The sequence below is a fragment of the Ruegeria sp. CH11 genome, assembly GCF_056537105.1.
The window spans coordinates 463,670-485,658 of sequence record NZ_JBQFQX010000001.1 but is presented as its reverse complement, the minus strand read 5'-3'; the positions used below and the strand labels follow the sequence as shown (position 1 = coordinate 485,658).

Annotated in this window: 20 protein-coding genes; 12 read left to right on the top strand and 8 right to left on the bottom strand. The window is 56.5% G+C overall.

Annotated elements, in window-relative coordinates; all coding sequences use genetic code 11:
- The first annotated feature begins 267 nt into the window (after positions 1 to 267).
- Together ACR0LX_RS02430 and ACR0LX_RS02425 are read left to right on the top strand one after the other, a co-directional pair.
- Positions 268 to 1,950 carry a capsular polysaccharide export protein, LipB/KpsS family gene (locus ACR0LX_RS02430; protein WP_480782414.1) on the top strand — a complete coding sequence of 561 codons (1,683 nt, stop codon included), beginning with the start codon at positions 268 to 270 and terminating at the stop codon, positions 1,948 to 1,950.
- A gap of 286 nt (positions 1,951 to 2,236) precedes the next feature.
- Positions 2,237 to 3,145 carry a class I SAM-dependent methyltransferase gene (locus ACR0LX_RS02425; protein ID WP_480782413.1) on the top strand — a complete coding sequence of 303 codons (909 nt, stop codon included), beginning with the start codon at positions 2,237 to 2,239 and terminating at the stop codon, positions 3,143 to 3,145.
- Between the two features lie 421 nt (positions 3,146 to 3,566).
- On the opposite strand, the gene ACR0LX_RS02420 is transcribed toward ACR0LX_RS02425, so the two are convergent.
- The 4 genes from ACR0LX_RS02420 to ACR0LX_RS02405 all read right to left on the bottom strand — a co-directional run bounded on the left by ACR0LX_RS02420 (position 3,567) and on the right by ACR0LX_RS02405 (position 7,236).
- Positions 3,567 to 4,622 (bottom strand): hypothetical protein, encoded by a 1,056-nt coding sequence (locus ACR0LX_RS02420; RefSeq protein WP_480782412.1) that lies wholly within the window; start codon positions 4,620 to 4,622, stop codon positions 3,567 to 3,569.
- A gap of 65 nt (positions 4,623 to 4,687) precedes the next feature.
- Positions 4,688 to 4,996, bottom strand: coding sequence for a MocE family 2Fe-2S type ferredoxin (locus tag ACR0LX_RS02415; RefSeq protein WP_480782411.1), 309 nt, complete (start codon positions 4,994 to 4,996; stop codon positions 4,688 to 4,690).
- Positions 4,997 to 5,017: 21 nt separating this feature from the next.
- Positions 5,018 to 6,004, bottom strand: a complete 987-nt coding sequence (locus ACR0LX_RS02410) for a fatty acid desaturase family protein (protein WP_480782410.1) — start codon at positions 6,002 to 6,004, stop codon at positions 5,018 to 5,020.
- Between the two features lie 197 nt (positions 6,005 to 6,201).
- Positions 6,202 to 7,236, bottom strand: coding sequence for a LacI family DNA-binding transcriptional regulator (locus tag ACR0LX_RS02405; RefSeq protein WP_480782409.1), 1,035 nt, complete (start codon positions 7,234 to 7,236; stop codon positions 6,202 to 6,204).
- Positions 7,237 to 7,432: 196 nt separating this feature from the next.
- Here ACR0LX_RS02405 and ACR0LX_RS02400 point away from each other — a divergent pair, with 196 nt between their 5' ends.
- From ACR0LX_RS02400 to ACR0LX_RS02360, 9 genes are all read left to right on the top strand, one after another.
- Positions 7,433 to 8,161, top strand: a complete 729-nt coding sequence (locus ACR0LX_RS02400) for an SDR family NAD(P)-dependent oxidoreductase (RefSeq protein ID WP_480782408.1) — start codon at positions 7,433 to 7,435, stop codon at positions 8,159 to 8,161.
- 11 nt (positions 8,162 to 8,172) lie between these two features.
- Complete coding sequence (locus tag ACR0LX_RS02395; RefSeq protein ID WP_480782407.1) at positions 8,173 to 9,327, top strand: Gfo/Idh/MocA family protein; 1,155 nt, start codon at positions 8,173 to 8,175, stop codon at positions 9,325 to 9,327.
- Positions 9,328 to 9,336: 9 nt separating this feature from the next.
- The gene (locus tag ACR0LX_RS02390; protein WP_480782406.1) at positions 9,337 to 10,251 is read left to right on the top strand and encodes a sugar phosphate isomerase/epimerase family protein; all 915 of its coding nucleotides are present in this window, start codon (positions 9,337 to 9,339) and stop codon (positions 10,249 to 10,251) included.
- A 52-nt stretch (positions 10,252 to 10,303) separates the two neighbouring features.
- Positions 10,304 to 11,332 carry an ABC transporter substrate-binding protein gene (locus tag ACR0LX_RS02385; protein ID WP_480782405.1) on the top strand — a complete coding sequence of 343 codons (1,029 nt, stop codon included), beginning with the start codon at positions 10,304 to 10,306 and terminating at the stop codon, positions 11,330 to 11,332.
- Between the two features lie 75 nt (positions 11,333 to 11,407).
- Positions 11,408 to 12,889 (top strand): sugar ABC transporter ATP-binding protein, encoded by a 1,482-nt coding sequence (locus ACR0LX_RS02380; RefSeq protein WP_480782404.1) that lies wholly within the window; start codon positions 11,408 to 11,410, stop codon positions 12,887 to 12,889.
- Positions 12,886 to 13,824: an ABC transporter permease gene (locus tag ACR0LX_RS02375; RefSeq protein ID WP_480782403.1), complete on the top strand. Its 939-nt coding sequence runs from the start codon at positions 12,886 to 12,888 to the stop codon at positions 13,822 to 13,824. Before ACR0LX_RS02380 ends, ACR0LX_RS02375 begins: the two co-directional genes overlap by 4 nt.
- Positions 13,821 to 14,828, top strand: a complete 1,008-nt coding sequence (locus tag ACR0LX_RS02370) for an ABC transporter permease (RefSeq protein ID WP_480782402.1) — start codon at positions 13,821 to 13,823, stop codon at positions 14,826 to 14,828. The genes ACR0LX_RS02375 and ACR0LX_RS02370 overlap by 4 nt, the downstream gene beginning before the upstream one ends.
- 14 nt (positions 14,829 to 14,842) lie before the next feature.
- The gene (locus ACR0LX_RS02365) at positions 14,843 to 15,913 is read left to right on the top strand and encodes a Gfo/Idh/MocA family protein (protein WP_480782401.1); all 1,071 of its coding nucleotides are present in this window, start codon (positions 14,843 to 14,845) and stop codon (positions 15,911 to 15,913) included.
- Entirely contained in the window at positions 15,910 to 17,013 is a 1,104-nt protein-coding gene (locus tag ACR0LX_RS02360) for a Gfo/Idh/MocA family protein (RefSeq protein WP_480782400.1), read from the top strand. The genes ACR0LX_RS02365 and ACR0LX_RS02360 overlap by 4 nt, the downstream gene beginning before the upstream one ends.
- A gap of 68 nt (positions 17,014 to 17,081) precedes the next feature.
- Here ACR0LX_RS02360 and ACR0LX_RS02355 read toward each other — a convergent pair whose 3' ends face one another.
- Positions 17,082 to 17,963 carry a LysR family transcriptional regulator gene (locus ACR0LX_RS02355; protein WP_480782399.1) on the bottom strand — a complete coding sequence of 294 codons (882 nt, stop codon included), beginning with the start codon at positions 17,961 to 17,963 and terminating at the stop codon, positions 17,082 to 17,084.
- A 113-nt stretch (positions 17,964 to 18,076) separates the two neighbouring features.
- Between ACR0LX_RS02355 and acdA the strand changes: the two genes are divergently transcribed.
- Positions 18,077 to 19,297, top strand: coding sequence for a 3-sulfinopropanoyl-CoA desulfinase (gene acdA / locus ACR0LX_RS02350; RefSeq protein ID WP_480782398.1), 1,221 nt, complete (start codon positions 18,077 to 18,079; stop codon positions 19,295 to 19,297).
- Positions 19,298 to 19,351: 54 nt separating this feature from the next.
- Here acdA and ACR0LX_RS02345 read toward each other — a convergent pair whose 3' ends face one another.
- The 3 genes from ACR0LX_RS02345 to ACR0LX_RS02335 all read right to left on the bottom strand — a co-directional run bounded on the left by ACR0LX_RS02345 (position 19,352) and on the right by ACR0LX_RS02335 (position 21,963).
- On the bottom strand, positions 19,352 to 20,368 hold the full coding sequence (locus ACR0LX_RS02345; RefSeq protein WP_480782397.1) for a D-cysteine desulfhydrase family protein: 1,017 nt from the start codon (positions 20,366 to 20,368) through the stop codon (positions 19,352 to 19,354).
- A gap of 19 nt (positions 20,369 to 20,387) precedes the next feature.
- The gene (locus ACR0LX_RS02340) at positions 20,388 to 21,116 is read right to left on the bottom strand and encodes a TSUP family transporter (RefSeq protein ID WP_480782396.1); all 729 of its coding nucleotides are present in this window, start codon (positions 21,114 to 21,116) and stop codon (positions 20,388 to 20,390) included.
- Between the two features lie 106 nt (positions 21,117 to 21,222).
- Entirely contained in the window at positions 21,223 to 21,963 is a 741-nt protein-coding gene (locus ACR0LX_RS02335; protein WP_480782395.1) for an aspartate/glutamate racemase family protein, read from the bottom strand.
- Between the last annotated feature and the right edge of the window lie 26 nt (positions 21,964 to 21,989).

The following is a 21,989-nucleotide window of genomic DNA, read 5'->3' as shown; positions in this document are numbered from 1 at the left end:
TTGGGTTTTTCTGTACTCAAGTACTTGCTTATTTTAAATAATGCTCAAAATTTGCCGCTGAACTAAAAAACCGGCACCAAATTCTCTGAGTAGAGTTTCCGGCCCCACGCGCCAGGGTATCAGATGACTAGTACACGACTTCTCTAAGAACTGGTAAGTTGATCGCGTTGTTTCTGCATAAGATCAAAATTGCTCTGATTTCATGTTCCAATATTAACCCCAAGTCGATATGCGCTAGGTGGGTTATAATGTAGCAAGGCTAATATTGTGGTTGAAGTGCTGAACACCATCTATTCCGTTGGTCGGCTTCCGGAATTGCCGAAATTGGCAGAGCGCCTTGAGACTGAGCTGGGATGGAAACCGGTATATTGGATCACGCAGCCGGAATTGGAAGACGCCGTTCAAAACTGTTTCCCGGATGCATATCGTCATGATTTTACGTTGGGAAACCGTGCGTTAGGTGATCCGGTCGCTCGGGGAGATTTGCCACCTTTCACGCGTACAGATGTAACACCGACCGCGTTGGATTGGGTGCTGTTGATCCGGACACTCTCTCGGCATGTATTGGGAAATTCAATTGGCGTCGATCAGCAAATCGCGATCATTCAAGAACGTTTGGACTATTGTTTGCGCGTAGTATCTGCTCTGAAGATCAAGCGTTTCGTGGTTGCGTCGACTCCACACGCTTTGCTCGACATGTGTTTTTATGTGGCTGTGCGCCTACTTGGTGGTGAAGCGCGAATGCAGCATTTGACCGGGTTCCGCGGAATACAGGTTGTATTGGACGAGGTGAACAGCAATCCGTTCGCGCTAGCCGCCGTTGGTCAAGTCGATGATGGTCAGCTTTCGACCGACGGGCAGAATACTCTCTCTGACCTTCTGGATCGCGAACAGGACCAGACACCCTGGTACGTGCAAAGTCAAAACAAGAAGACACAGTCGCAAGCAAGACTGTACGAGGCGGCAGCCAAGTTGCTCGACGCAGGCCAAATTCAGCCCGGACGGGTGCGTTTTGACGCGCCGCCTTTGTTGCCCGAAGTATCAGCACCACCGCCAGCGCCAAAGCGTACACGCGGCGGTCTGTTCAAGCGCAAACCAATTGAGATCGTTGAGACGGTCGCACAGAACCGCGATCCTTTTGCACGCAAATTTCAACCCAAACATGACGAACCCATGCGTCGCGCGTTCATACATCGGTCCGAGGGGTTGGCCGCGCCTGCGATTACCTGGCGTGAGTATTACACCTATCGGGATTGGGCTTTGATCCAGAAACTCGCGTGGCGCCGAAAGTATGAAGAGCTGACCCAAGAGTTCGATGTCGAGGCCAACACCAAAGAGCCTTATGCAGTTTTTGCGCTTCACTACCAGCCAGAGCGGACAACGATGCCTGAAGGTGGTTGGTTTGCCGACCAAGAGTTGGCGATTCGAATGATTGCCGAAGCCTTGCCGGAGGGATGGAACCTGCTGGTAAAAGAACACCCGAGTCAGTTCCTTTGGCAAACAGAAGGAGAGCTAGGCCGCGACAGTGGGTACTATGACCGACTGGCAGACATTCCGGCGGTAAGGCTCGTACCCCTCGATGTTTCGTCTGAGGCTCTGGTTGCAAAGGCAAAGGCAGTCGTAACGATCACGGGTACGATCGGATGGGAAGCCGTTCTCCGCAGCGTGCCCGTCGTGACCATGGCTCACACCTGGTATGAGGCCACCGGCATTACTTTGAGCGCCGAAAATACTTCGGCAATGCTTCAAGCTTTCCAGAAGATAAACGGCGGTTGGCGCCCAGACGTTCAAGAAATTCGCAACCATGTTGCCAGAGTTGAAAAGATCGGAACACGTTGCTTCATGAACCCAAGTCACGCTCCGCTCTATGATGAATTGACTGCAGAAGCAAATTTGGAAGCTCTTGTTGAATTATTCGTCAAATCCGAGCAATTGGCCAGAGCACAGTAGGCGGTTCTTCTAGCGAGCGTGTTTGAAGGCTTGTGTCCACAGCGGGACTTGCACTAGACGTCCCTTTTGAAACGACTGAGAAGTTGAGTGAATGCAAAAACGTGATTGTCGCCTCAACAAAGGCACTGTCGCCGAGGCCGTAAGAATTTGGTTAGACAATGGTGTTGAAGAAATTTGATGTCGATTGAGTTGACCAGCCCAAAGTTGCTAGCAAAATTGAGTTTGGTTGAACTTAAGTTCTTATACGGGTTGGTGTTCGTTAATCGCAGAAAAACAAGGAAAATCCATGATTTCTAATACGAAACGCGCCGACCTATTCGCCAAGGCTCGTACGATCATGGCAAAAGGTGAAAACGTCATTGAGGGTCTGACGCAGCAAGAAAATGCGTCCCGAACTACCGCGATCGAGATAGCCTACGCTCTTCAAGCCGGAAGTTATACGGAATATTCAAAAACAGAAATGGCGGGTCTGACCCGTCGCGAGGGCCATGCCATTCTCGAGCCTCTCTTGAAAGAGTATGTGTGCGAAACGCTTCTTGATTGTGGCGCAGGCGAAGGAACACGATGGCTGGATTTTGGTGCGGTACTAGATGACCTGACCTTGTTGGACGCATCCTGGGCGCGTCTAAAATTTGCCCCAGCGATATTGGATCAGGTCCCCTCAATTGCGTCATATCATCTGGTCAAAGGTAATATGATGGCTCTTCCTTTTGCACCGGGCAGTTTCGATGCGGTTTTTACCAGCCATGCTATCGAGCCGAATACCAACGCAAACGCCGAGCACATCGTCCGCAACCTATTTAAGATGGCACGCAAGTTGGTTGTTTTGTTCGAACCAAACTACCGAGACGCGCATCCTGAAATGCGACAACGCATGGATCGACACGGGTACGCGCAAAACACATGGGATGTTGCTGAGGCTCAAACTGAGTTTTCCATAGTTGCGCAGGGGACATTCAAGTTCAGCCCAAACCCGGACAACCGGACGTCATACATCGCGCTTCGCAGAAATGAGCCGCTAGACAACACAACCGCGCGAATGCGTGCACCGGGACGTGATATCGACCTTTACGATACTCCTGACGGCTTTCGCAGCATCGACGGATCCTTTGCTTACCCGAGAGTGGATGGAATAGCTTGTCTTGCCGAGGAAGACGGTGTCTTCTTGGGCGCGCCGAGTCAGCTGCCAAGTTAGATTGTTGCGGCCTCGTCAGTTACTTGCAGGAACGAGGATACGTTTCAGCATCTTTTTGCTGCTTGGGGTGAGACTATTTTTTGAAACGGAAACTGAAGAAATTCGGTCCTGATCAATTCTGGGCGCCAGAACCCTATGCCGCGAAATACAGTTAGGGAAGGCGACAACTCAACAGGCACGTCGTAGTTCTAAATCTCGGATATCCATTTGCGACCACCATTAATACAGACAAAATCTTTAAGAGTATGTGTATTGTCGGATTGTCCGAGGGTTACTTATCGCGCCTAGCGGGTCGTTGCATTGACGTCTAAGAGATTAGATTGACGCGTACCCTGCGACGCTCGATCCAGAAACTTCGATCCGATCCGTCGCCGCAATACCGCGTCATTTTTGCGGCCTACGCGACCGGTCCTCAGACGGCTCAGAAAAACTCGTTGTCGAATTCGATTTGCTTGCGCGTTCCGCATTCTCCGAGAACTTCTAGCCCGCCGTGGCGTAGGTTTACGGATTGAAGTGGTGACCCTGCTGGCCAAGCGACAGCACCGATCGCGTGTTTGACGACCGACGTATTGTTTGGAGAAAGTTCCAGCGCCCCTGGTCCGTTCAATATGGCATCGCGGTTTTTGCCTAGAATATGCGCCGCAGCGCCTTCTTCGATGCCGAGGCATCCGAAATGACGACCGGACCAAGGCGGAAAATCGCGTCCGCCATTTGAATGCCAGAGCATTGTCATGGGAAGCGCCGTCGCGCGCTTGAGCGAGATGAACAAGTCGCCCTCGACCGGTCTGGTTACCGCTGTCCATCCCAATACCTGATCAGCCATGTCGATGCCCACGACAAAGTCTTCATGGTTTGGAAACCAAGGGTATCGCGTTAGATCTGCGGAGCCTTCTCGCGCGGGGAAACTTCTCGGGTCCTCGCTGGAGGCTGGGTAGATCAGCCCGGATCGACCGCGTTTCGGATCGGATTCCTGTGGTGTTCCAGGCGTCATCCAGCGGGATTTGGGCGAGGTCCGAATTAGGCCGCCATTGGGTAGAGAGATATTCGCGTGGTTGGCGACTGGAACTGAGCCGCTTCCGCCAACGAAGGTATGTTTTTGGTAGACAAACGGATGGCTTGGGCGAAGCCAAAGTTCCTTGTGGACTTCTGCATCGTTAACGCGGTGGTCCAGACGCGCCGACAATCGATCTGGCAATTGGTCGGCGATTGACCAAGGCGCGTTGGCGGGCCAACCATGCAGGGGAGCCCCGTCTTTTTCCTGACCGAACGGAGCGCAGAAAAAGTCGCCTCCAAGCTTGTACAAATGCGGCGCAAGCCCATCGGGAAGATCTTCGTCTACTCCGACCCATGGGGCGCGGTGCAGCGGCGAAATCTCGGTGCCATCTTCGAAAACAGTGAAGCATTTGATAATGCCGATGCTGGCGTCGAACGACAGCCGGATGCCATCTGTGCTTAGATTGATCGTTTCATCGGGCATTGGGCTACCTGGCTGATACTCTGATCTCTGTCGGTTCGCTTGCTTTGTATCCGGTGGGGATTCCTTCAAACAAGAACGAATACGCGGCCGTTTTCGACCTTGGTTTGATAGGTGCCAAGCTTATCACAAGCCGGGGCGCGCAGCGCTTTACCCGAGCGGTAGTCGAAAAGCCCGTTGTGCCTGGGGCATTCGATCTCGTAATCCATCACCAAACCATCCGCCAGATGAACGTGTTCGTGGGTGCAAAGACCGTCGGTGCAAAAAAACGCGCCGTCGGGGCTGCGGACGATCGCAAAGGTCCGATCCGCGTGATCCCAGCGAACGACGTCTTCTTCTTCGACGTCGTCGATTGCGATTGCTTCGATCCAAGGCATCTCGACCTCCTGCCAAATGAGTTAACCGTCGCTGCTCCGATCAGGCACATGTGAATGCAAGTGTTCTTTGTAAGGCTGTGCGGTAGGTGGAAGCGTTCGTCTAAGCACATAGTCCGGATCGCTCCGTTGCCGCATCACGGCCCCCATCATCTCGGTGTAGGCACCCCAGATCGAGGCGTTGGGGGCGGGAAGATCGTCCTTGATTTCCTCGTGCAACGCCGGAAGGGCGTAATATGGCACCATGGGGAACATGTGGTGTTCCACGTGGTAGTTCATGTTCCAGTAAAGCCAGCGACTGATCGGGTTCATGTAAACGGTTCGGGAATTCAGCCGGTGGTCAATGACGTCTTCGGGCAAGCCACCATGTTGCAACAGGCCTGTCATGACAAAATGCCAGCACCCGTAAACGCGTGGGCCGCCGATCAGCAAGATGGGGATTGTCGATTTCCATCCCATCCCGCCTGTAAGCATCAAGCCGGATAGCAGTAATACCGCCGCGTAGATGAGCATATGGATCCGGGCCCAAAACACGGCCTTTGGCCACTCGGTTTCGGGGATATAATCCTGTTCATCGGGCGACAAATGCCCGAGCGCATTGCGAAACAATACGCGCAAAGACAACCAGGTGTCGTAGATTCCGATAAATGCGAGGGCCTTGAGAACAAGGTTGATCGGGTGCATCCAGGCGATTTCTGGGTCCCGACCCACGATCAGAGTGTCGGTGTGGTGTCGTGCGTGGCTCCATCGCCAGTTTACGGGGTTTCGCATGATCTGAAATGACGCGATATGATAAACGACATCGTTCATCCAACGTGTGCGAAACGCGGTTCCGTGCCCGCACTCATGCCAGCGGCTGTCGCAGGCCGAGCCGTACACCACACCGTAGGCCAGCCAGAACGGGACCGCGAGCCAGCTTCCCCAGAAAAAGATGCCCCCGGCAGCAAGAATGATGTGAAGCCCGATCCACAGTGCCGTATCTCGCAGAGCAGGGGCATCCCGGCGTTTCATAAGGGATTTCATAGTTTTACGCGGGATGTCGCTGTGGTACCACTCCGCCGCTGCCAAGCCGATGTCGACGGCATTCCTGCCGGTCTCGCCGGTCAGGGAGTAATCTCGGACCGTTTTCGGCCGAGGCCTATGTTTAGGCGTCTGGGTCATCGGTCTGTGTGGTGTCGCCTCATTTTCAATTCCGGTTTTTCTGGGTGCTATGCACCGCTTGAGTCGGGTGGGGCAGTGCTAGCGCGTTCGATCAACTCGACCGGAACGGGGGCCTCTGGTTCGCCTGTAGCCAAACCTGACGCGAGGCGGTCAAGCAGCAGTTTGGCTGCGCGTTGCCCCAACAGGTGCCTGTTCTGACGGATCGTCGTCAACGCGGGCACATAGTATTCCGACATTTCGATGTCGTCGAACCCGACAACGGAAATATCGGCTGGCACGCGAACGCCACCAGCCTGCAACCCGGCGATCAGTCCAAACGCCACCATATCTGCCGAACAGAATACAGCCGTGGGCCGATCCTGCATCGCCAAGATGCGCGCGGCGGCCTCGTAACCGGATTCAAGCGAGAAATCCCCTCGGATGATCCACTCGGACGGAGCAGGCAGGCCAAGGCGTGCCCGTTCCGAAACCATGCCTTCCCGGCGCGCGGTTGTCAGAACATTCCCTTGCGGCCCTGTGACATGAGCGATCTTTTGGTGGCCAAGTTCGTGCAGATGGCGGATCGCCAACCGCGCACCTTCGACATTGTCGCTCTTGATGACCGGAAAAGTCTGGTCTTCGACCCACTCACATAAGAAAACGATCTTTTCTTTTGCACCGGCCTGAATGCACCTGCTTAGGACTGTTTCCGACAACTGCCCGTCCAGGGAAATCGCGCCATCGATGCGCCCATCAAGGAAGTACTCGGCCAGGGTGGAATCGTGAATCGGGTTGCTTTCTGTGTCTGTGATCAGCACCGCGTAACCGGTGCCCGCAAAGGCCTCGCTGATGCCTGCAAGAATGCCGGAATAGAAGGGTTTGCCCAAATTTGGGACAAGTGTCAGAACCGCATTCGCCCGCTGCATCCTGAGATTTCTGGCGGCCTGATTGACCCGGTAACCTGTGCTCTGGATCGCAAGCATCACGGCATCCTTGGTGGATTTTTTGACAAGGTCCGGATTGGATAAAACCCGGCTGACCGTAGCGGTGGAAACGCTGGCCTCGCGGGCGACATCCTGAATGGTTGCGGGTTTCTGGATCATGGGTCCTGGTTGCAAAGTGAGATTTCAGTTGACTCGAATCTCTGGTGCTGTCGATTATGTAATCGATTTCATCTCTTGAAAAGGGCGAATATCCAAAGATGTAATCGTTTGCAGACGCAAGAATCGCAACTCGGGGGAGTGCAATGATCCGCGCCGTCAAAGCTGCCAAAGGCAAGCCATTGACCCGGTGGACGGTTTGACCGCCACCGTTCAGTTTGACTATTCCGGCGCGCGGGTCACCGTAGTCGGTGCAAGCCGCGGCGGTATCGGGGCGGCCATCGCGCGCGCCTTCAAGGACGCTGGCGCCGAGGTCGAGATCACTGGGGTCGAGGCAGAATGCCTGCCCGAAGACGCTGCCCGGTTCCCATACACCCAGCTTGACGTGGTGGACACCGATGCTGTCAAGGCATTTGGACGAGAACGCGCCGAACTGGATGTGCTGGTCAATTGTGCGGCGATCACGCGGCGCGGAGAGGAAATGGAGCCCGGCTTTTTCAGCCACGTGCTGGATGTCAATCTGGTCGGAACCATGCGTTGTGCGCGCGCCTTGCATTCCGCTTTGCTCGCGCGCCGGGGGCGGGTGATCAACATCGCGTCGATGTACGCCCGTTTCGGGTCTCCGCGTAACCCGGCCTATGGCGCCTCCAAGGCGGGTGTTGAGCAATTGACCAAGTCCCTTGCAGTGGCCTGGGCGTCAGACGGCATTCGCGTGAACGCTATCGCGCCGGGATTCATCGTGACCGAGCAATCGGCAAGGGCGAGGCAGGATCCGGAATTTGTCGATGCGATCAAGGCGCGAACACCAATGTCCCGGTGGGGGATTCCAGCAGATATCGTTGGCGCAGCGCTGTTTCTTGCCTCTGACGCCGCCGCATTTGTAACCGGCATCTGTATGCCCGTGGACGGAGGGTACTCGGTTGTCTGAAGGAGGGAACGATGTCTGACGTCTCGGCCATCCGCGCTGCGGTGATCGGAACCGGTTTTATCGGAACGGTTCACGTTCAGGCCCTGCGCCGCCTTGGTGTCCAGGTTGCGGGCGTGCTTGGGTCGTCGGCAGAGCGCGGGAAAGCACGGGCCGCAGAAATCGGTGTGGCCAAAGCGTATTCGTCGTTGGACGCCTTGCTGGAAGACAACACTGTGGACGCGGTCCATGTCACGTCCCCGAACCACGCCCATTTCCCACAGGTCATGGCGATCCTCAAAGCTGGCAAACACGTGATCTGTGAAAAGCCACTGGCGATGACCAGCGCACAATCGGCTGAGATGGTGGATATGGCGGCCGCGTCGGGGAAAATCTGCGCGGTGTGCTACAACATCCGCTTTTATCCCTTGAACCAGCAAGCGCATGGAATGGTCGAGCAGGGAGAACTCGGGCATATCCGCTTTGTGACCGGTCACTATCATCAGGACTGGCTGGCAAAGCCCACCGACTGGAACTGGCGGTTGCAGTCCGAAATGGGCGGCGCTTTGCGCTCGGTCGGGGATATCGGCACCCATTGGGTCGATCTGACGAGCTTTATAACTGGCTTGAAAGCCAAATCCGTTTTTGCTGATCTGACAACGTTTCTTCCTGAACGGCAGCGACCAACGGGCCCGGTTGAGACGTTTTCCAGTGGCGAAGGTTCGACCGAAACTGTCGCCGTGGACACCGACGATGCCTCGGCGATCATGATCCGCTACGAGGGTGGTGCAAAGGGCGTGATGACCACGTCTCAGATCAATGTCGGGCGCAAGAACTCGCTTGTCTGGGATATTGCCGGCAGCACCGCCAGCGCGGCGTGGAACAGCGAGACTCCGGATCACCTGTTCGTCGGGCATCGGGATGCCGCCAACCAGATTTTGATGCGTGATTTCACTTTGATGAATGCAACCGGCACGCGGGCCGCGACCTTGCCGCCTGGCCATGTCGAAGGGTTCGCGGACAGCTTTCTCAATTTCTTCCGCGCCGTCTACACCGACGTCTGCGCAGGAAAACGCGGACCAGACAGCACCTGGGCGACGTTTGACGACGGACATTATGAAATGAGGTTCTGCGATGCCGTCGTGAAGTCCGCGCGCGAAGACCGCTGGGTCGATCTGGACGAGGTTTGAGGGAACGAAATGAAACTTGGACTACTGACCGCACCATTTGAAGATACGGAGCTGATGGATGTTGCCGCATGGGCGTCAGGCAACGGGTTTGAGGCGTTGGAGATTGCATGTTGGCCGTCCTCCGGTGGCGAACAGCGTCGTTATGCGGGCACGAGCCACATAAATGTCGACGGCCTGACGGTCGCGCAGGGCAAGGACATCGTGGATGAACTGACCGGCAAGGGTATCGAGATATCCGGTCTGGGATATTACCCTAACCCGCTGCATGCGGACGCATCGCATCGCGATGAGGTGATTGAGCATCTGAAAAAGGTGATAACGGCAGCGGGTACCATGGGGCTTTCTGTCGTCAACACCTTTGTGGGGGGCGACAGAACCCTGAATGTTGACGAAAACTGGGCGAGGGCGCAGAGCATCATCTCTCCGATTGTCCATCATGCCCGAGGGCAGGGTGTACGCCTGTGCTTTGAAAACTGTCCGATGATCTTCAGCTACGATGAATGGCCTGGCGGTCATAACATCGCCTATTCACCAAAGATCTGGCGCAGGATATTCGAGGAATGGGGCGACGATGTTGGAATGAATTTCGATCCGTCTCATCTGATTTGGCAGTTTATCGATCAGACAAGGTTCATCAAAGAGTTCGGGCCGCACATCGCGCATGTCCATGCCAAGGACCTGATGGTGGATCATGACGGGCTGTATGAACACGGGATCATGTCGGCAGGCATGGGATGGCAGGTGCCACGGCTCTGCGGTCTGGGCGATGTCGATTGGTCCGACTTTTTCTCGGGCCTCTACCGGGTGGGGTATGACGGCCCCGTCATTATCGAGCACGAAGACAGGCTGTTCGAGGGGACGGACGAAAAGATAAAACGCGGGTTTCTACTGGCACGCGACGTGCTGCAACCGTTCATCAAATAGAAGGGCGAAAGGCCCCGAGCGTATTAATGTTGTTCAAATGGGAGGTACTACCATGAAAAATCTACTCACAGGTGCGGCGACCATCGCCATTGCGGCGGCGTTCACGCCAGCGGCATTTGCTGCCGATTACACGATTGGTGTGTCCAATACCGTGCAAGGCAACGGATGGCGGGAACAGATGATCTGCGCCATGCGGGCTCAGGCCTTGGTTGAAGAGGATGTGTCGAATCTGATCGTCGCCCATCGCAATACCGATTCAGCCGGGCAACTGGAGGATATCAACAACCTGATCGAAGCTGGCGTCGATGCGATCGTCCTGAACCCGTCAAACCCGGACGCATTGAATTCGGCGCTGGATGCGGCGATGGAGAAAGGTATCGTGGTCGTTGCTGTCGATGCAGGCGTAACGGCGGATGGCGCATATATCCTGTCGAACAACCAGGAAGAATACGCCTATCTCGGCGCGAAATGGCTGTTCGAACAGTTGGGCGGCTCTGGTGACGTCGTCTATATGCGCGGCATTGCTGGGGTCTCGGCCGATACCGACCGCGACAACGGCTTCAAGCGCGCCCTGGCGGAATATGACGGCATCAATGTCGTGCACGAGGTGTTCACCGGCTGGCAGCAGGACCAGGGCAAGCAGCAGATTTTTGACTATCTGGCCACAGGTGTTCCGTTCGATGGCGTTTGGACCAGTGGAATTGACAATGTCATTGTGGATGCTTTTGTGGAATCCGGTGCGCCACTGGTTCCAATCGTCGGTGCGGATAATGCCGGGTTTGTCCAGTATTTGACCGAAGTTGACGGTCTTCAGGGCGCTGCCGTCACCAATCCGGGGTCTGTCGGCGGGGCCGGGATCGCCTTGGCGGTCGACATTCTGAATGGCAACGCGCCTGAAAATAAGACCGTTCTTGTAGATCCTGTGCTTTGGGAAAACGCTACGGACGAAGGCGTTGCCACCATTACCGCTGCGCAAAACCCGAACCTTGATCCCGAATGGCCGGTCTCGGTCACTGTTCCCGGCTGGACGGATTACACGATGGAACAGATCATCGAATGTAAGGGTCCGGGCGACAGCTGAGATCATTCGTAATTTGCAGGCATTCCCTCTGCCCGGTTGGGCAGGGGGTGGATTAAACTGGAATAGCGGGCACCGATGACCGAAACACATCTCCTCGACGCTTCAGGGATTGCCAAGAGCTTCGGTGCTGTCCGTGCTTTGACCGACGCCAATCTTTGTGTTTCCAAGGGCGAGGTGGTCGCCCTGATGGGGGCAAATGGGGCAGGGAAATCCACATTCGTGAAGATCATCACCGGTGCTTTGAAACCGGATAGCGGTCAGGTGCTGATCCGCGGGCAATTGGCGCGCGTCGGTAGCCCGGCAGAGGCACGGAAGTCGGGTCTTGTCCCGGTGTATCAAGAGCCCTCGCTGATCCCCGATCTGGATGTGGCCGATAACCTGCGTCTGACGGACACCCCGCTTGAGCCGTTCAGGCATTGGGTCAGCGAACTCGGGATTGAACAGCTGAACTTGTCGGACATGATCGGCGAATTGCCTCTGGCCACGTTGCGCATACTCGACCTCGCGCGGGCGCTGGCATCCGAGCCTGATGTGGTGTTGATGGATGAGATGACGGCCGCACTGCCCACAGATCTGGTTGAGCGGGTTCTGAGCGTCGTGCGTTCGCAAGCGAACCAAGGCATGGGCGTCATCTACGTGTCGCATAGGTTCAGCGAAATTTCTGAGCTGTGTGACCGGGCCTCAGTCTTGCGGGACGGGATGACCGTCGGTGATTTGACAATTGAGCCTGGCGTCGAAGAGCGGGCAGTGGAACTGATGCTGGGGCAAAAACTGGACCTGGGCGATCGTGGAGATACTCATGCCAACGCAGTGCGTGACAAACCGCGCCTGTCCGTCAGGAACCTCGCGATTGCACCGAAAGTGTCGAATATCTCATTCGACCTCTTTCCGGGCGAGGTGCTTGGCGTGGTCGCGCTTGAGGGGCAGGGACAGGATGAGATGTTCGAGTGTCTGGCCGGGTTTCTGCCGCCAACCGCCGGTGTGATCGAGGTCAATGGCTCGCAAGTCGGGTTCAGGCATCCAGCGGACGCCATCGAAGCCGGATTGACCTTTGTTCCGGGTGATCGCGCCGATGCGCTATTGGCACAACGCTCGGTCAAAGAGAACATAGCCCTTCCATTTTCAGCGCGTCTGCGGAATTGGGGCCAACTGAAATTGCGACAGGAACGAGACCGCGTCGATTACGCCATCGAGAAACTACAAATCGATACGCGCGCTCAGGGTGAGGTTCAGCGACTATCGGGGGGAAATCAGCAGAAAGTAACCATCGGCCGGTGGCTCGCCACAGGTGTCGAGACGCTGTTGCTGTTCGACCCGACCCGCGGGATCGATGTTCGGACGAAGCGCCAGATTTACCCTTTGGTGCGGGAACTGGCGCAAAACGGGGCCTCGGTCCTGTTCTACACCTCAGAGCTGGAAGAGGTTCCGCTGGCCTGTGACCGGGCGCTGGTCATCTTCAACGGTCGCGTCGTGGACGTCGTCGACGCAAATGATGCGGATGAGCAAACCTTGCTGCGCGCAGCCTATGGCCTGACGGAAAATGAGAGCGCGGCGTGACTAAGATACTTCGCAAAAATTCCTGGTTGCTCGGACTTGTCGTGTTGCTGCTGGTTCTGTTGGTACTCACCAAACTTATACAACCCTCTTTTGGCGCGTCCGGGCTTGAGAGCATTGCGCGCGCCGCGCTGCCCTTTGCCTTTGCGACGGCTGGTATGGCCGTGGTGGTGATTGTTGGAGGGATTGATCTGTCGGTTGCGTCGATGATGGCGGTTTGCGCAGTTTCTGCTGCTGTGTTGATGGAACGGATGGCGGGCCTTCCGGCTATCGTGATCGTGTTGGGCATTGGCTTGGCGATGGGGTTGGTCAACGGCGCCCTGATCGTATTGACGCGCGTCCCTGATATCGTGGTAACGCTGGCGATGCTGTTTGTCTGGGAAGGGACGGCTCTTCTGATACTCGAAACTCCGGGCGGATCTACAACCGGCTGGGTCCAGCAGAGCATTCGCGGCAGTATCATTCCCGGCCTACCCAGCGCTCTGGCGATAACGGTCGGTTGCATTGCGTTGGTGTGGCTGCCCCTGCGGCGATCCAAACTTGGCATTTCAATCTACGCGGTCGGATCGGACGAACGCGCGGCATTCAGGTCGGGCGTCGCCGTAGGTCGCGTGAAAATCGTATCCTACGGAGTTTGTGGGCTGTTCTGTGCCTTTGGTGGCCTAAGCCTCGCGGCGTTGACCGGGATCGGCGAGCCGGTGCCCGGACCCTATCTGCTGGCATCTGTTGCAGCCGTTGTTCTGGGCGGCGTCGTTCTGGGCGGTGGGCGCGGTGGGTTGCTTGGACCGATTGTCGCTGTGTTCATCCTGCGGATTGTTCGTACGATCCTGACATTTCTGGCCGTGGACCCCAACGTCACGACCATCATCGAAGGAACGATCATGGTAGCCGTCGTGTTGCTTGGCACCGCGGCCTCTGCGCGAGGTGCGAGACGATGAGTATGGCCGTGAATGACCCAACCGTAGTTCGCATCGGTCGATATCTTCGGGATAATCCCGTGATTCCGCTTTTGGTCTTTCTGGTTCTGCTGATCGCCGTTTTGGAGTTTATGCGACCCGGAATAGTCACCCCATTTCGTGCAGGGCGCGATGGGCTGATATCGACCTTTTGGGTCGGTAACTTGATCAAGTTTGCAATACCGCTTGCGATGCTGGCTGCCTGTCAGGTTCTGACCATGCTAACAGCCGGTATCGATTTGTCGGCAGGTATAGTCGCGACCGTCGCGGCCTTTGTCTGTGCAACCCTGACGTCACTTTGGGGCGCGACCCCGGCGGTGCTGGTTGCGTTGGCGTCCGGTTTAGTTGTTGGAGTGGTCAACGGCCTTGGGGTCGGACTGGTGCGGGTGCATCCGCTGATCATGACGCTGGGGACCGGGCTGATCGCCACGGGGTGTCTGCAGGTGTATCAGCGGCTGGTGATCAATGCCGGCTCCGAGATCCCTGCGTTTCTGACATGGCTTGGAACCGGGCGCACTTTGTCCATGCCCAATGGGTTGTTTCTGTTCGTACCTTTCGCGTTGTTCATCTTCTGGCTGATGCGGTTTACCGGATTTGGCAGATTGCTGTTTGCACTGGGCTCAAACGAAAACGCGGCCAAGCTTTCGGGCGTCAAATCCTGGCAGGTCTATCTTGCACTTTACGCTCTGTCCGGAGTGATCGCAGCAGTCGCCGGATTGCTGTATCTTGGAATGATCCGGCAAACCTCGCTGAGTCTGGCCAATCCGCTTTTGCTGCCCTCGGTCGCGGCTGCGGTGATCGGCGGTACTTCGATCTTCGGAGGACGCGGGAGTTTCGCGGGCGCCATCGTGGGCGCGTTGATCATCAGGGTTCTCGATACGATGCTGACGCTGATGCAGATGCCCGAAGGCGCCAGAACAGCCCTGTTTGGTCTGATCATTCTCGCAGTGACCGCCATTTATGTCAGGATCACGGGAAACCGGTAGAACGGAGGAAGCCCATGTTTCGGATTGTTGGAATTAGCTTTGACCACATGCATATGGGTGATCTTCTTCGCATGGTGCATGATCACCCCGACGCTGAAATTGTCGGGATATATGATCCTGATGTGTCCAAGATGGCATCGGCGATCGAGAATTTTGACCTTCCGCAAGACCGGGTGTTTACCGATTTCGATACCTGTATGGCAGCCGGTCCTTACGATATGGCCATTCTGTGCGTCGCCACAGCGGATCACGCCACGTACACCGAAAAACTTGCGGCACATAATCTGCACGTCTTTGTCGAGAAACCATTCGCAGCTTCGTCCGAGGATGCGCGCCGCATGATCGCCGCGATGGAAGGGACCGGGAAGCAGCTAATCATCAACTGGCCATTGCGGTGGGTGGAAAGCCACGTCACTGCCAAGCGCCTGATCGACGAAGGACTGATCGGCGAGTTGCGAGAGGTGCATTTCTACGATGGCAACCGCGGCCCACTGTTTCACCTTGCCGACAAGGTCGAGGTTAGCCCGGAAGAGGTCGAGCAGCAGAAACCAAACTCTTGGTGGTACAGGAAATCGTCCGGTGGTGGATCGTTGCTGGACTACCTGGGTTACGGGGCAACGCTGGGAACCTGGTACATGGAAGGCGAAGCACCAATCGAGGTGACCTGCACGGTCGATGAAACCCCCGGTATCGAAGTCGACCAGCATGCCATCGCTGTCTGCCGCTATGCGCGTGGCCTGTCCAAGATGGAAACCCGGTGGGGGACATTCACCGACCCCTGGACCACGCAACCGCAGCCCACTTGTGGGTTTGTATTTGTCGGAACAGACGGAACGATCTCGTCCCCTGATTACGCAGATCACCTTACGGTTCAGACCCGCGCGCGACCGGAGCGGCACAAGATCGCCGCCGAACCGCTGCCCGAGGGAGAAGGCAACGCGATCGAATACGCCCTTGGCTGCATTCGTCGTGGTGAAACAGTCGCGGGGCCTTTGAGCCCACAACTGTGCCTGACGGCACAAAGGATCGTTGATACCGCTGTGCAGTCGGCCGCTGAAAAACGCACCCTGGAGTTGCTGCCATGAGCGAAGATGCTGCCGACACAGACACTTACGCGTTGAAATCCAAGGATTTACCGGAAATCGACGCGCCCGAAGTCGATTACCAACCACCAAACCCTCAATCCTATCGTCCGCGGATCGGGATGATCGGGACCGGTGGCATTTCAAACAGCCACCTTGATGCCTATCGGTCGGCAGGTTGGGACGTTGTGGCACTTTGGAACCGAAGCCGAGCAAAGGCAGAAGAAAAGGCAGCAGAGTTCTACCCAAATGCCCGCATCGAAGACAGCTATCAGGACCTATTGGACGAAAGCGAAATCGACGTCATCGACATCACATTGCCAACCGACATTCGTGCGCCGGTGATTGAGGCGGCCCTGAAAGCAGGCAAACATGTGCTGAGCCAGAAACCCTTTGTGTCCGACCTGAAAACCGGAAAGGCTCTGGTTGAGTTGGCTGACCAGCACGGCGTGAAACTTGCCGTGAACCAGAATGGACGCTGGTCGCCGCACATGGCCTGGATGCGCGAGGCGTGCCGCGCCGGTCATGTCGGAGACGTGCAATCGGTTCACACTGCCATTCACTGGGACCATGGTTGGACGGCGGGGACGCCATTTGACGAGATTGAGGATCTGATACTTTACGACTTCGGAATTCACTGGTTCGATTTTGTCTCAACTATTGTCGGGGATCGGGCGAGGTCCCTGTTCGCCAGCGCCTCTTGCGCGCGGGGTCAGGCCAATAAAGTGCCGCTTCTGGCGCAGGCAGTGATCAAATTGGATCAGGGGCAGGCCAGTCTTGTGTTCGATGGCAGTACGCAACACGGGCCGATGGATACGACTTACATTTCCGGCACCAAAGGCAGCATATGCTCGACAGGACCTGATCTGGGACAGCAATCTATCACCTTGACGACTGCAGACGGGTCGGCCCGCCCAACGTTACGCGGTACGTGGTTCAACGACGGGTTTCAGGGGGCAATGGGTGAATTGCTTTGCGCCATAGAAGAAAACCGCGCACCCGACAACTCGGCCCGAAACAACCTGAAGTCACTGGCATTGACCTTTGCCGCGATCCAGTCGCAGCGCAGCGGCCAACCGGTCGCGATTGACACGCTGATGTAAGTTCCTCGCGCTTCGAGACGGCGATCCAAAATGCGCGCTTTAAGGCGAACAGGGCGACCGGAGGCGGGTTATTCGGTACCACTGTCCCGCGTGCGGCCCAGCGAAGATGCCAACTCGGGCCGGTAACGATCCAGGATACTGTCGCGCAATGTGACAAGGACCAGTTTGCGCTGAGGAGACGCCTTGGCATCCAGAGTCACCAAATCCGGTGCGCGGTATCGCTCGACATCAGGGACGGGCAGAAGCGTAAAGCCCAGCCCGGCGGAGACGCACTCCATGATGGCCTCCAGGTTATCAAGCACAACGGTCTTGGCCTGCGACGGTCGTTCATGGCGGATCATGACATGGGCAATCAACTTTCCAATTCCGGTGTCTGGCATGAAGTGAAAAAACACGCCTTCGGACAGCAGTTTGGGTGCTCCTTGGTCAAGGAGGTCTTTGTGCGCTGCAAAGACCAGCGGTTCTTTCCGCAAAACCTCCGAGGCCAGTTCGCTGGGCAAGCCGTCCGCGTCGGTGATGATCGCCGCGTCCAGCAACCCGGTCAGGACTTTCTGTTGCAAGTTGGCAGACAAACCGGTCTCGAACTCGAACGAGGCATGGGGCAATTCGCGAGTGGCGGTTTGAAGGAATCCGGGAAGCAGGCGAACTGCCGCAGTTGTCACGAAGCCCATACGGAATTTACCGGCCAACCCGCCACCTTGCCGACAGATTTCCACAAGATTGTCTTCGTGTCGCAGTAAAGGAACCGCTTCTTCGACAATTGCGCGCGCGATTGGTGTCAGGCGTGGTGGTCTGACCGAGCGATCGAATAGCTCGGTCCCTAAGGCTTCTTCCAATGATTTCATCTGCATAGACAGCGCCGGCAATGTCATTCCCAGCTGTTCTGCCGCATCGCTGAAAGATTGGACGCGCGAAATTTTGACGAGGCTTTTCAGAGATCGTGTCTGCATAAGTTCAGCATAGTTGAATAAGATATAAAGTTTAAGTTCGTTTTTTTGAATAAACACTTCTGCTATCCTGGCATTATCACGCCTTCGTGAAGTGTTTGTTGGGAGTTCCTGTGATGTCACGTCGATTGCTCGAAGCAGCCATGGACCTAGCGCCCGAGTTTGAAGCACGCGCTGCCCACTGGGACAAAACCCGCAGCTACTGCTGGAGCAACGTCGCGTCCCTGACCGACGCCGGGATCATGGGCATGACGATCCCGAGGGAGTTTGGCGGTCAGGGGGCAAGTTTTTTCGAGGTTGTCGAGATTGTCGAAGAGATCGCAAAGGTCTGCACATTGACGGCTCGCATCGTTGTCGAAGCGAACATGGGCGGTATCAGCGCGGTCATGGCCTATGGCACTGAGAAACAGAAAGCATTCTGCGCGCGTCATGTTCTGGCAGGGGACAAACCAGCGATCTGCATTACCGAACCGGACGCGGGCAGCGCCGCAACCGACATGCAGACAACAGCCCGCAAGACCGGAGACACTTATGTCATAAACGGTCGCAAACACTGGATCACGGGCGGCGGCGTTTCGAAACTGCACCTGATTTTTGCCCGGGTGATCGATGAAAACGGCGACGAGTTGGGTATTGGAGGGTTTATCGTCTGTGCCGATCCGTTGAACGCTGACCTACCCGACGGGTTTGAGGTCGTGGGCAGGGAAAACACACTGGGCCTGTGCGGTATGCCCGAGGCGGAGTTGAAGTTCACGAACCTCGAGGTACATGAGGATTGGCTACTGCAACCTCCTTCCGGGCTAAGGCGCGGGTTTGCAGATTTGATGGAGGCGTATAACTCGCAAAGGGTGGGTGCGGGTACGATTGCGATGGGTGTGGCAGCGGGTGCGCTGGAACGGGCGAAACAGTATCTGCGTGAGCGCGAGCAGTTCGGTAGACCTCTGGCCGAGTTTCAGGGGTTGCAATGGATGGTGGCTGACATGGATACGCAGGTCCATGCAGCACGTCTTATGTTGCACGACGCCGCAAGGTCTATTGGCGGAAGCCAAGGAGAATTTCCCGACATGGCCAAGGCAGCGCGCGCCAAGCTCTTTGCGTCAGAGATGGCAATCAAGGTTGTGAACGACGCGCTTCAGATGTTTGGCGCGCGCGGCTACAGTGACCGGGAACCTCTGGAGCGCATGTACCGCGATGTTCGGATGTTCACGATCGGCGGCGGAACAGCGCAGATTCTGCGCAATCAGATTGCCAGTTCGGTTTTGGGGATCAAAAGCCCGCAAACGAGGGACGGGTATCTGGCGCAGGCAGTGTCAACGCAAAACCTCGCTGCTGAATAAAGCCTGTGGCTCAGCGCACGTCGCAGCGCCACGCGATATTGCCGAACCGATAGTTCAGGCCGGTTGCGTCGGGCTGAGGTCATTCTGATAACCGAACAATGCAGGCAGTCCGCCTGTATGTATCATCACCACCTTTTGCCCTTGCTCGATCTGCACATGCTCAACCAAATCAAGCAGGCCTGCAAAAGTCTTGGCGGTGTAGACGGGATCAAGGAAAATCCCTTCGGTCCGCGCCATCAATTCCAGCGCTGCCCGGGTCTTTGGACCCAGTTTGCCATAGCCGGGGGCCAGTGCTTTGTCCCAGGTCTGGACATCAGGCACAACCATCGCCGGATCAATGCCCAAAAGATCTGACAGCAACTCAAGGACTGTCACCATCCGGTCTTGCTGCAACTGGCTGTTTCGACGAACACAGATGCCAAAGACCGGGGCCGACACGCCCGAAGTTCTAATGCCCGTCAGCAGGCCCCCGTGCGTCGCCCCGCTACCGGACGGGACAACGACGGCGTCGAAATCCTGCATCTGCTCGCAAAGCTCTTGCCCTGCGGCAACGTAACCAAGCGCGCCCAGAGGCGGGTGATGCAGGCCCAGATGAATGACGTAAGGGGTGCGACCTTGTGCTTTCAACTCCTCGGCCCGGGCGTGCAGGGCTGCGTCCGCTCCGGCTTCGTCTTCGCCGACGGGATAGCTCATGTGTTCGGCCCCGAGGATCTTGGCCAATAACACGTTGCCGGACTGATAATACTCCGCCCCCATATCCGAGACACGCTCTTCCAATTGCAGGACAGATTTCATTCCAAGCCGCGCGGCGGCGGCTGCGGCGGACCTGACATAGTTGGATTGAACCGCCCCGGTAATCAGGATCGTATCCGCACCCTGAGTCAGCGCCTCACCAAAGTAGAACTCAAGCTGCCGCGTTTTGTTGCCGCCAAACCCGAGCCCAGTCAGGTCATCCCGCTTGAGCCACAGGTCGATCCCCAACTTTTCTGACATCCGGTCCAGCCGTTCAATCGGCGTGGTGCCGGACATGAAGCGGGCCCTTGGAAACTTGGAAAGAAGATCTTTTGACATCATTTTCGACCTCTGAAATTCAAGCGACAAGGTAAGCGCGTTGGAAAAGCACAAAGCAGGCCACCAACGAGATTACGCGGATCGCAGCCCTGACAAGGGTTTGGGGCAGGTGCGATCTGACCGCGCGCCCGATCAAGCTGCCGACAAATGCGATGCCCACAAACCCCCAAAGCTGGGACCCAAAGGGAACCGATTGCCAGTCAGAAATCCCGTGCAACAGAAACGCGGCCCCATAGGCAACAAGTGCGATGGGTTGAACCAGAACGGCCACGTCCCGGGCTTCAAAGCCTCGCGCAATCAGCCCAAAGACCATCAGCGGCCCGGGTGTTGCAGCCCACACCGTTGCCAAGCCGGATAGCCCAGACACTGCCCCAAAACCGGTCGCACCAATCGCGTTCCGCATTGGAAGAATGGTCGTGATCACGCCTATCAGCAAAAGCAAACCGGTCAGCGCCAGAACGAAGGCTTCGCTGAGCCACGGGTAGACCATCAGGCCGGCAACGATTCCGACCAGGCAACCGAATATCGCCGTAGATAATGTGCGCCGCTCAGTCGTCACGACGCTCCAATCCGTTGCAACAACAGAAACGATTGTATTCAATAGCAAAAGTGCAGGAACCGCTGTTGTTGTTCCCAACAGGATCATCATCGGCGGACCGGCCAGAATGCTGAATCCGATGCCAATTCCAACCTGTAGCAGCGCACCCAGAAAAACGGCGGCCATCAACAGGGACAATCCCAGCGACATGTCATACATCTCGTGTCACGCTCATCCCCTTAGCTGACCAAAACGCCCAAACAAACGTCTAGATCGGACGAGGACAAAAAGCGAGCGCTGCGACTGCTGTGGATGATCAAGCCCAAGGCATGATGCCACCGTAAGGTGCCCGTGCTGACACCGCGTGGGCCATCTGCGCCAGCGTCGTCAGATCAAAGACCGGCAGCCTAAGCTCTTCCTGAATCCGTGCGGCATAGGGCGGCAAATCCGTGCATTCCAATACCAGCGACCTGATTTCTGGTGCCTCACGTCTCAGCTGATGCGCGGCCTGCAACACTTCGGCCTCGACCAGATCCGTATCCATGCGCGTTCGAGTGTTCCGTAAGATCACTTCGGCGAATTCCTCGGTGTCTTCCAACCCCTTCACGGCGACGGGAACGTTTGCGGCCCCAACGCCTTCGAAATGCCTGGGCGTCAGCGCCGAAGCATCCGCGGTCAAGACACCTACGGGCGCATTGGCCCCGGTCATGTTGAACGCCAGCGGCACTTGTATCAGGCTCGAGGCGAACAGCGGGACCGAGACGCTGGCTGCCAGTTCCTTTTGAAACAAGGCGAGGAAACCGCAACTGCCCGTGATAGCGCGCACGCCCTCGGCTTCCAGCCTCTGTGCGCCCTTGATGAAAGGCTGCAGCAGTTCGGGTCTGGGGTCGTTCAACAAGTCCGGCACGGTCACGCCGTCAATCATTTCGTACAGTACGGGGAAGGGCAGGCTGGACGGGTTCTTGATGTGGCCGGGCGGTTTGGGGAAGTAGCTTTCCAAACACAATACGCCGATGGAGGCACCGCAAATATTTTGTCCACCTTCAAAAATCGGCATGCCTTTTCCTTCCGTTAACAAGTCTT

Bases quoted from the DNA above. Each gene is read 5' to 3' on its own strand.
- ACR0LX_RS02425 (WP_480782413.1), top strand. From the start codon at position 2,237: ATGATTTCTAATACGAAACGCGCCGACCTATTCGCCAAGGCTCGTACG.
- ACR0LX_RS02420 (WP_480782412.1), bottom strand. From the start codon at position 4,622: ATGCCCGATGAAACGATCAATCTAAGCACAGATGGCATCCGGCTGTCG.
- ACR0LX_RS02415 (WP_480782411.1), bottom strand. From the start codon at position 4,996: ATGCCTTGGATCGAAGCAATCGCAATCGACGACGTCGAAGAAGAAGAC.
- ACR0LX_RS02410 (WP_480782410.1), bottom strand. From the start codon at position 6,004: ATGAAACGCCGGGATGCCCCTGCTCTGCGAGATACGGCACTGTGGATC.
- ACR0LX_RS02405 (WP_480782409.1), bottom strand. From the start codon at position 7,236: ATGATCCAGAAACCCGCAACCATTCAGGATGTCGCCCGCGAGGCCAGC.
- ACR0LX_RS02395 (WP_480782407.1), top strand. From the start codon at position 8,173: ATGTCTGACGTCTCGGCCATCCGCGCTGCGGTGATCGGAACCGGTTTT.
- ACR0LX_RS02390 (WP_480782406.1), top strand. From the start codon at position 9,337: ATGAAACTTGGACTACTGACCGCACCATTTGAAGATACGGAGCTGATG.
- ACR0LX_RS02385 (WP_480782405.1), top strand. From the start codon at position 10,304: ATGAAAAATCTACTCACAGGTGCGGCGACCATCGCCATTGCGGCGGCG.
- ACR0LX_RS02380 (WP_480782404.1), top strand. From the start codon at position 11,408: ATGACCGAAACACATCTCCTCGACGCTTCAGGGATTGCCAAGAGCTTC.
- ACR0LX_RS02370 (WP_480782402.1), top strand. From the start codon at position 13,821: ATGAGTATGGCCGTGAATGACCCAACCGTAGTTCGCATCGGTCGATAT.
- ACR0LX_RS02365 (WP_480782401.1), top strand. From the start codon at position 14,843: ATGTTTCGGATTGTTGGAATTAGCTTTGACCACATGCATATGGGTGAT.
- ACR0LX_RS02360 (WP_480782400.1), top strand. From the start codon at position 15,910: ATGAGCGAAGATGCTGCCGACACAGACACTTACGCGTTGAAATCCAAG.
- ACR0LX_RS02355 (WP_480782399.1), bottom strand. From the start codon at position 17,963: ATGCAGACACGATCTCTGAAAAGCCTCGTCAAAATTTCGCGCGTCCAA.
- acdA (WP_480782398.1), top strand. From the start codon at position 18,077: ATGTCACGTCGATTGCTCGAAGCAGCCATGGACCTAGCGCCCGAGTTT.
- ACR0LX_RS02345 (WP_480782397.1), bottom strand. From the start codon at position 20,368: ATGTCAAAAGATCTTCTTTCCAAGTTTCCAAGGGCCCGCTTCATGTCC.
- ACR0LX_RS02340 (WP_480782396.1), bottom strand. From the start codon at position 21,116: ATGTCGCTGGGATTGTCCCTGTTGATGGCCGCCGTTTTTCTGGGTGCG.
- ACR0LX_RS02335 (WP_480782395.1), bottom strand. From the start codon at position 21,963: ATGCCGATTTTTGAAGGTGGACAAAATATTTGCGGTGCCTCCATCGGC.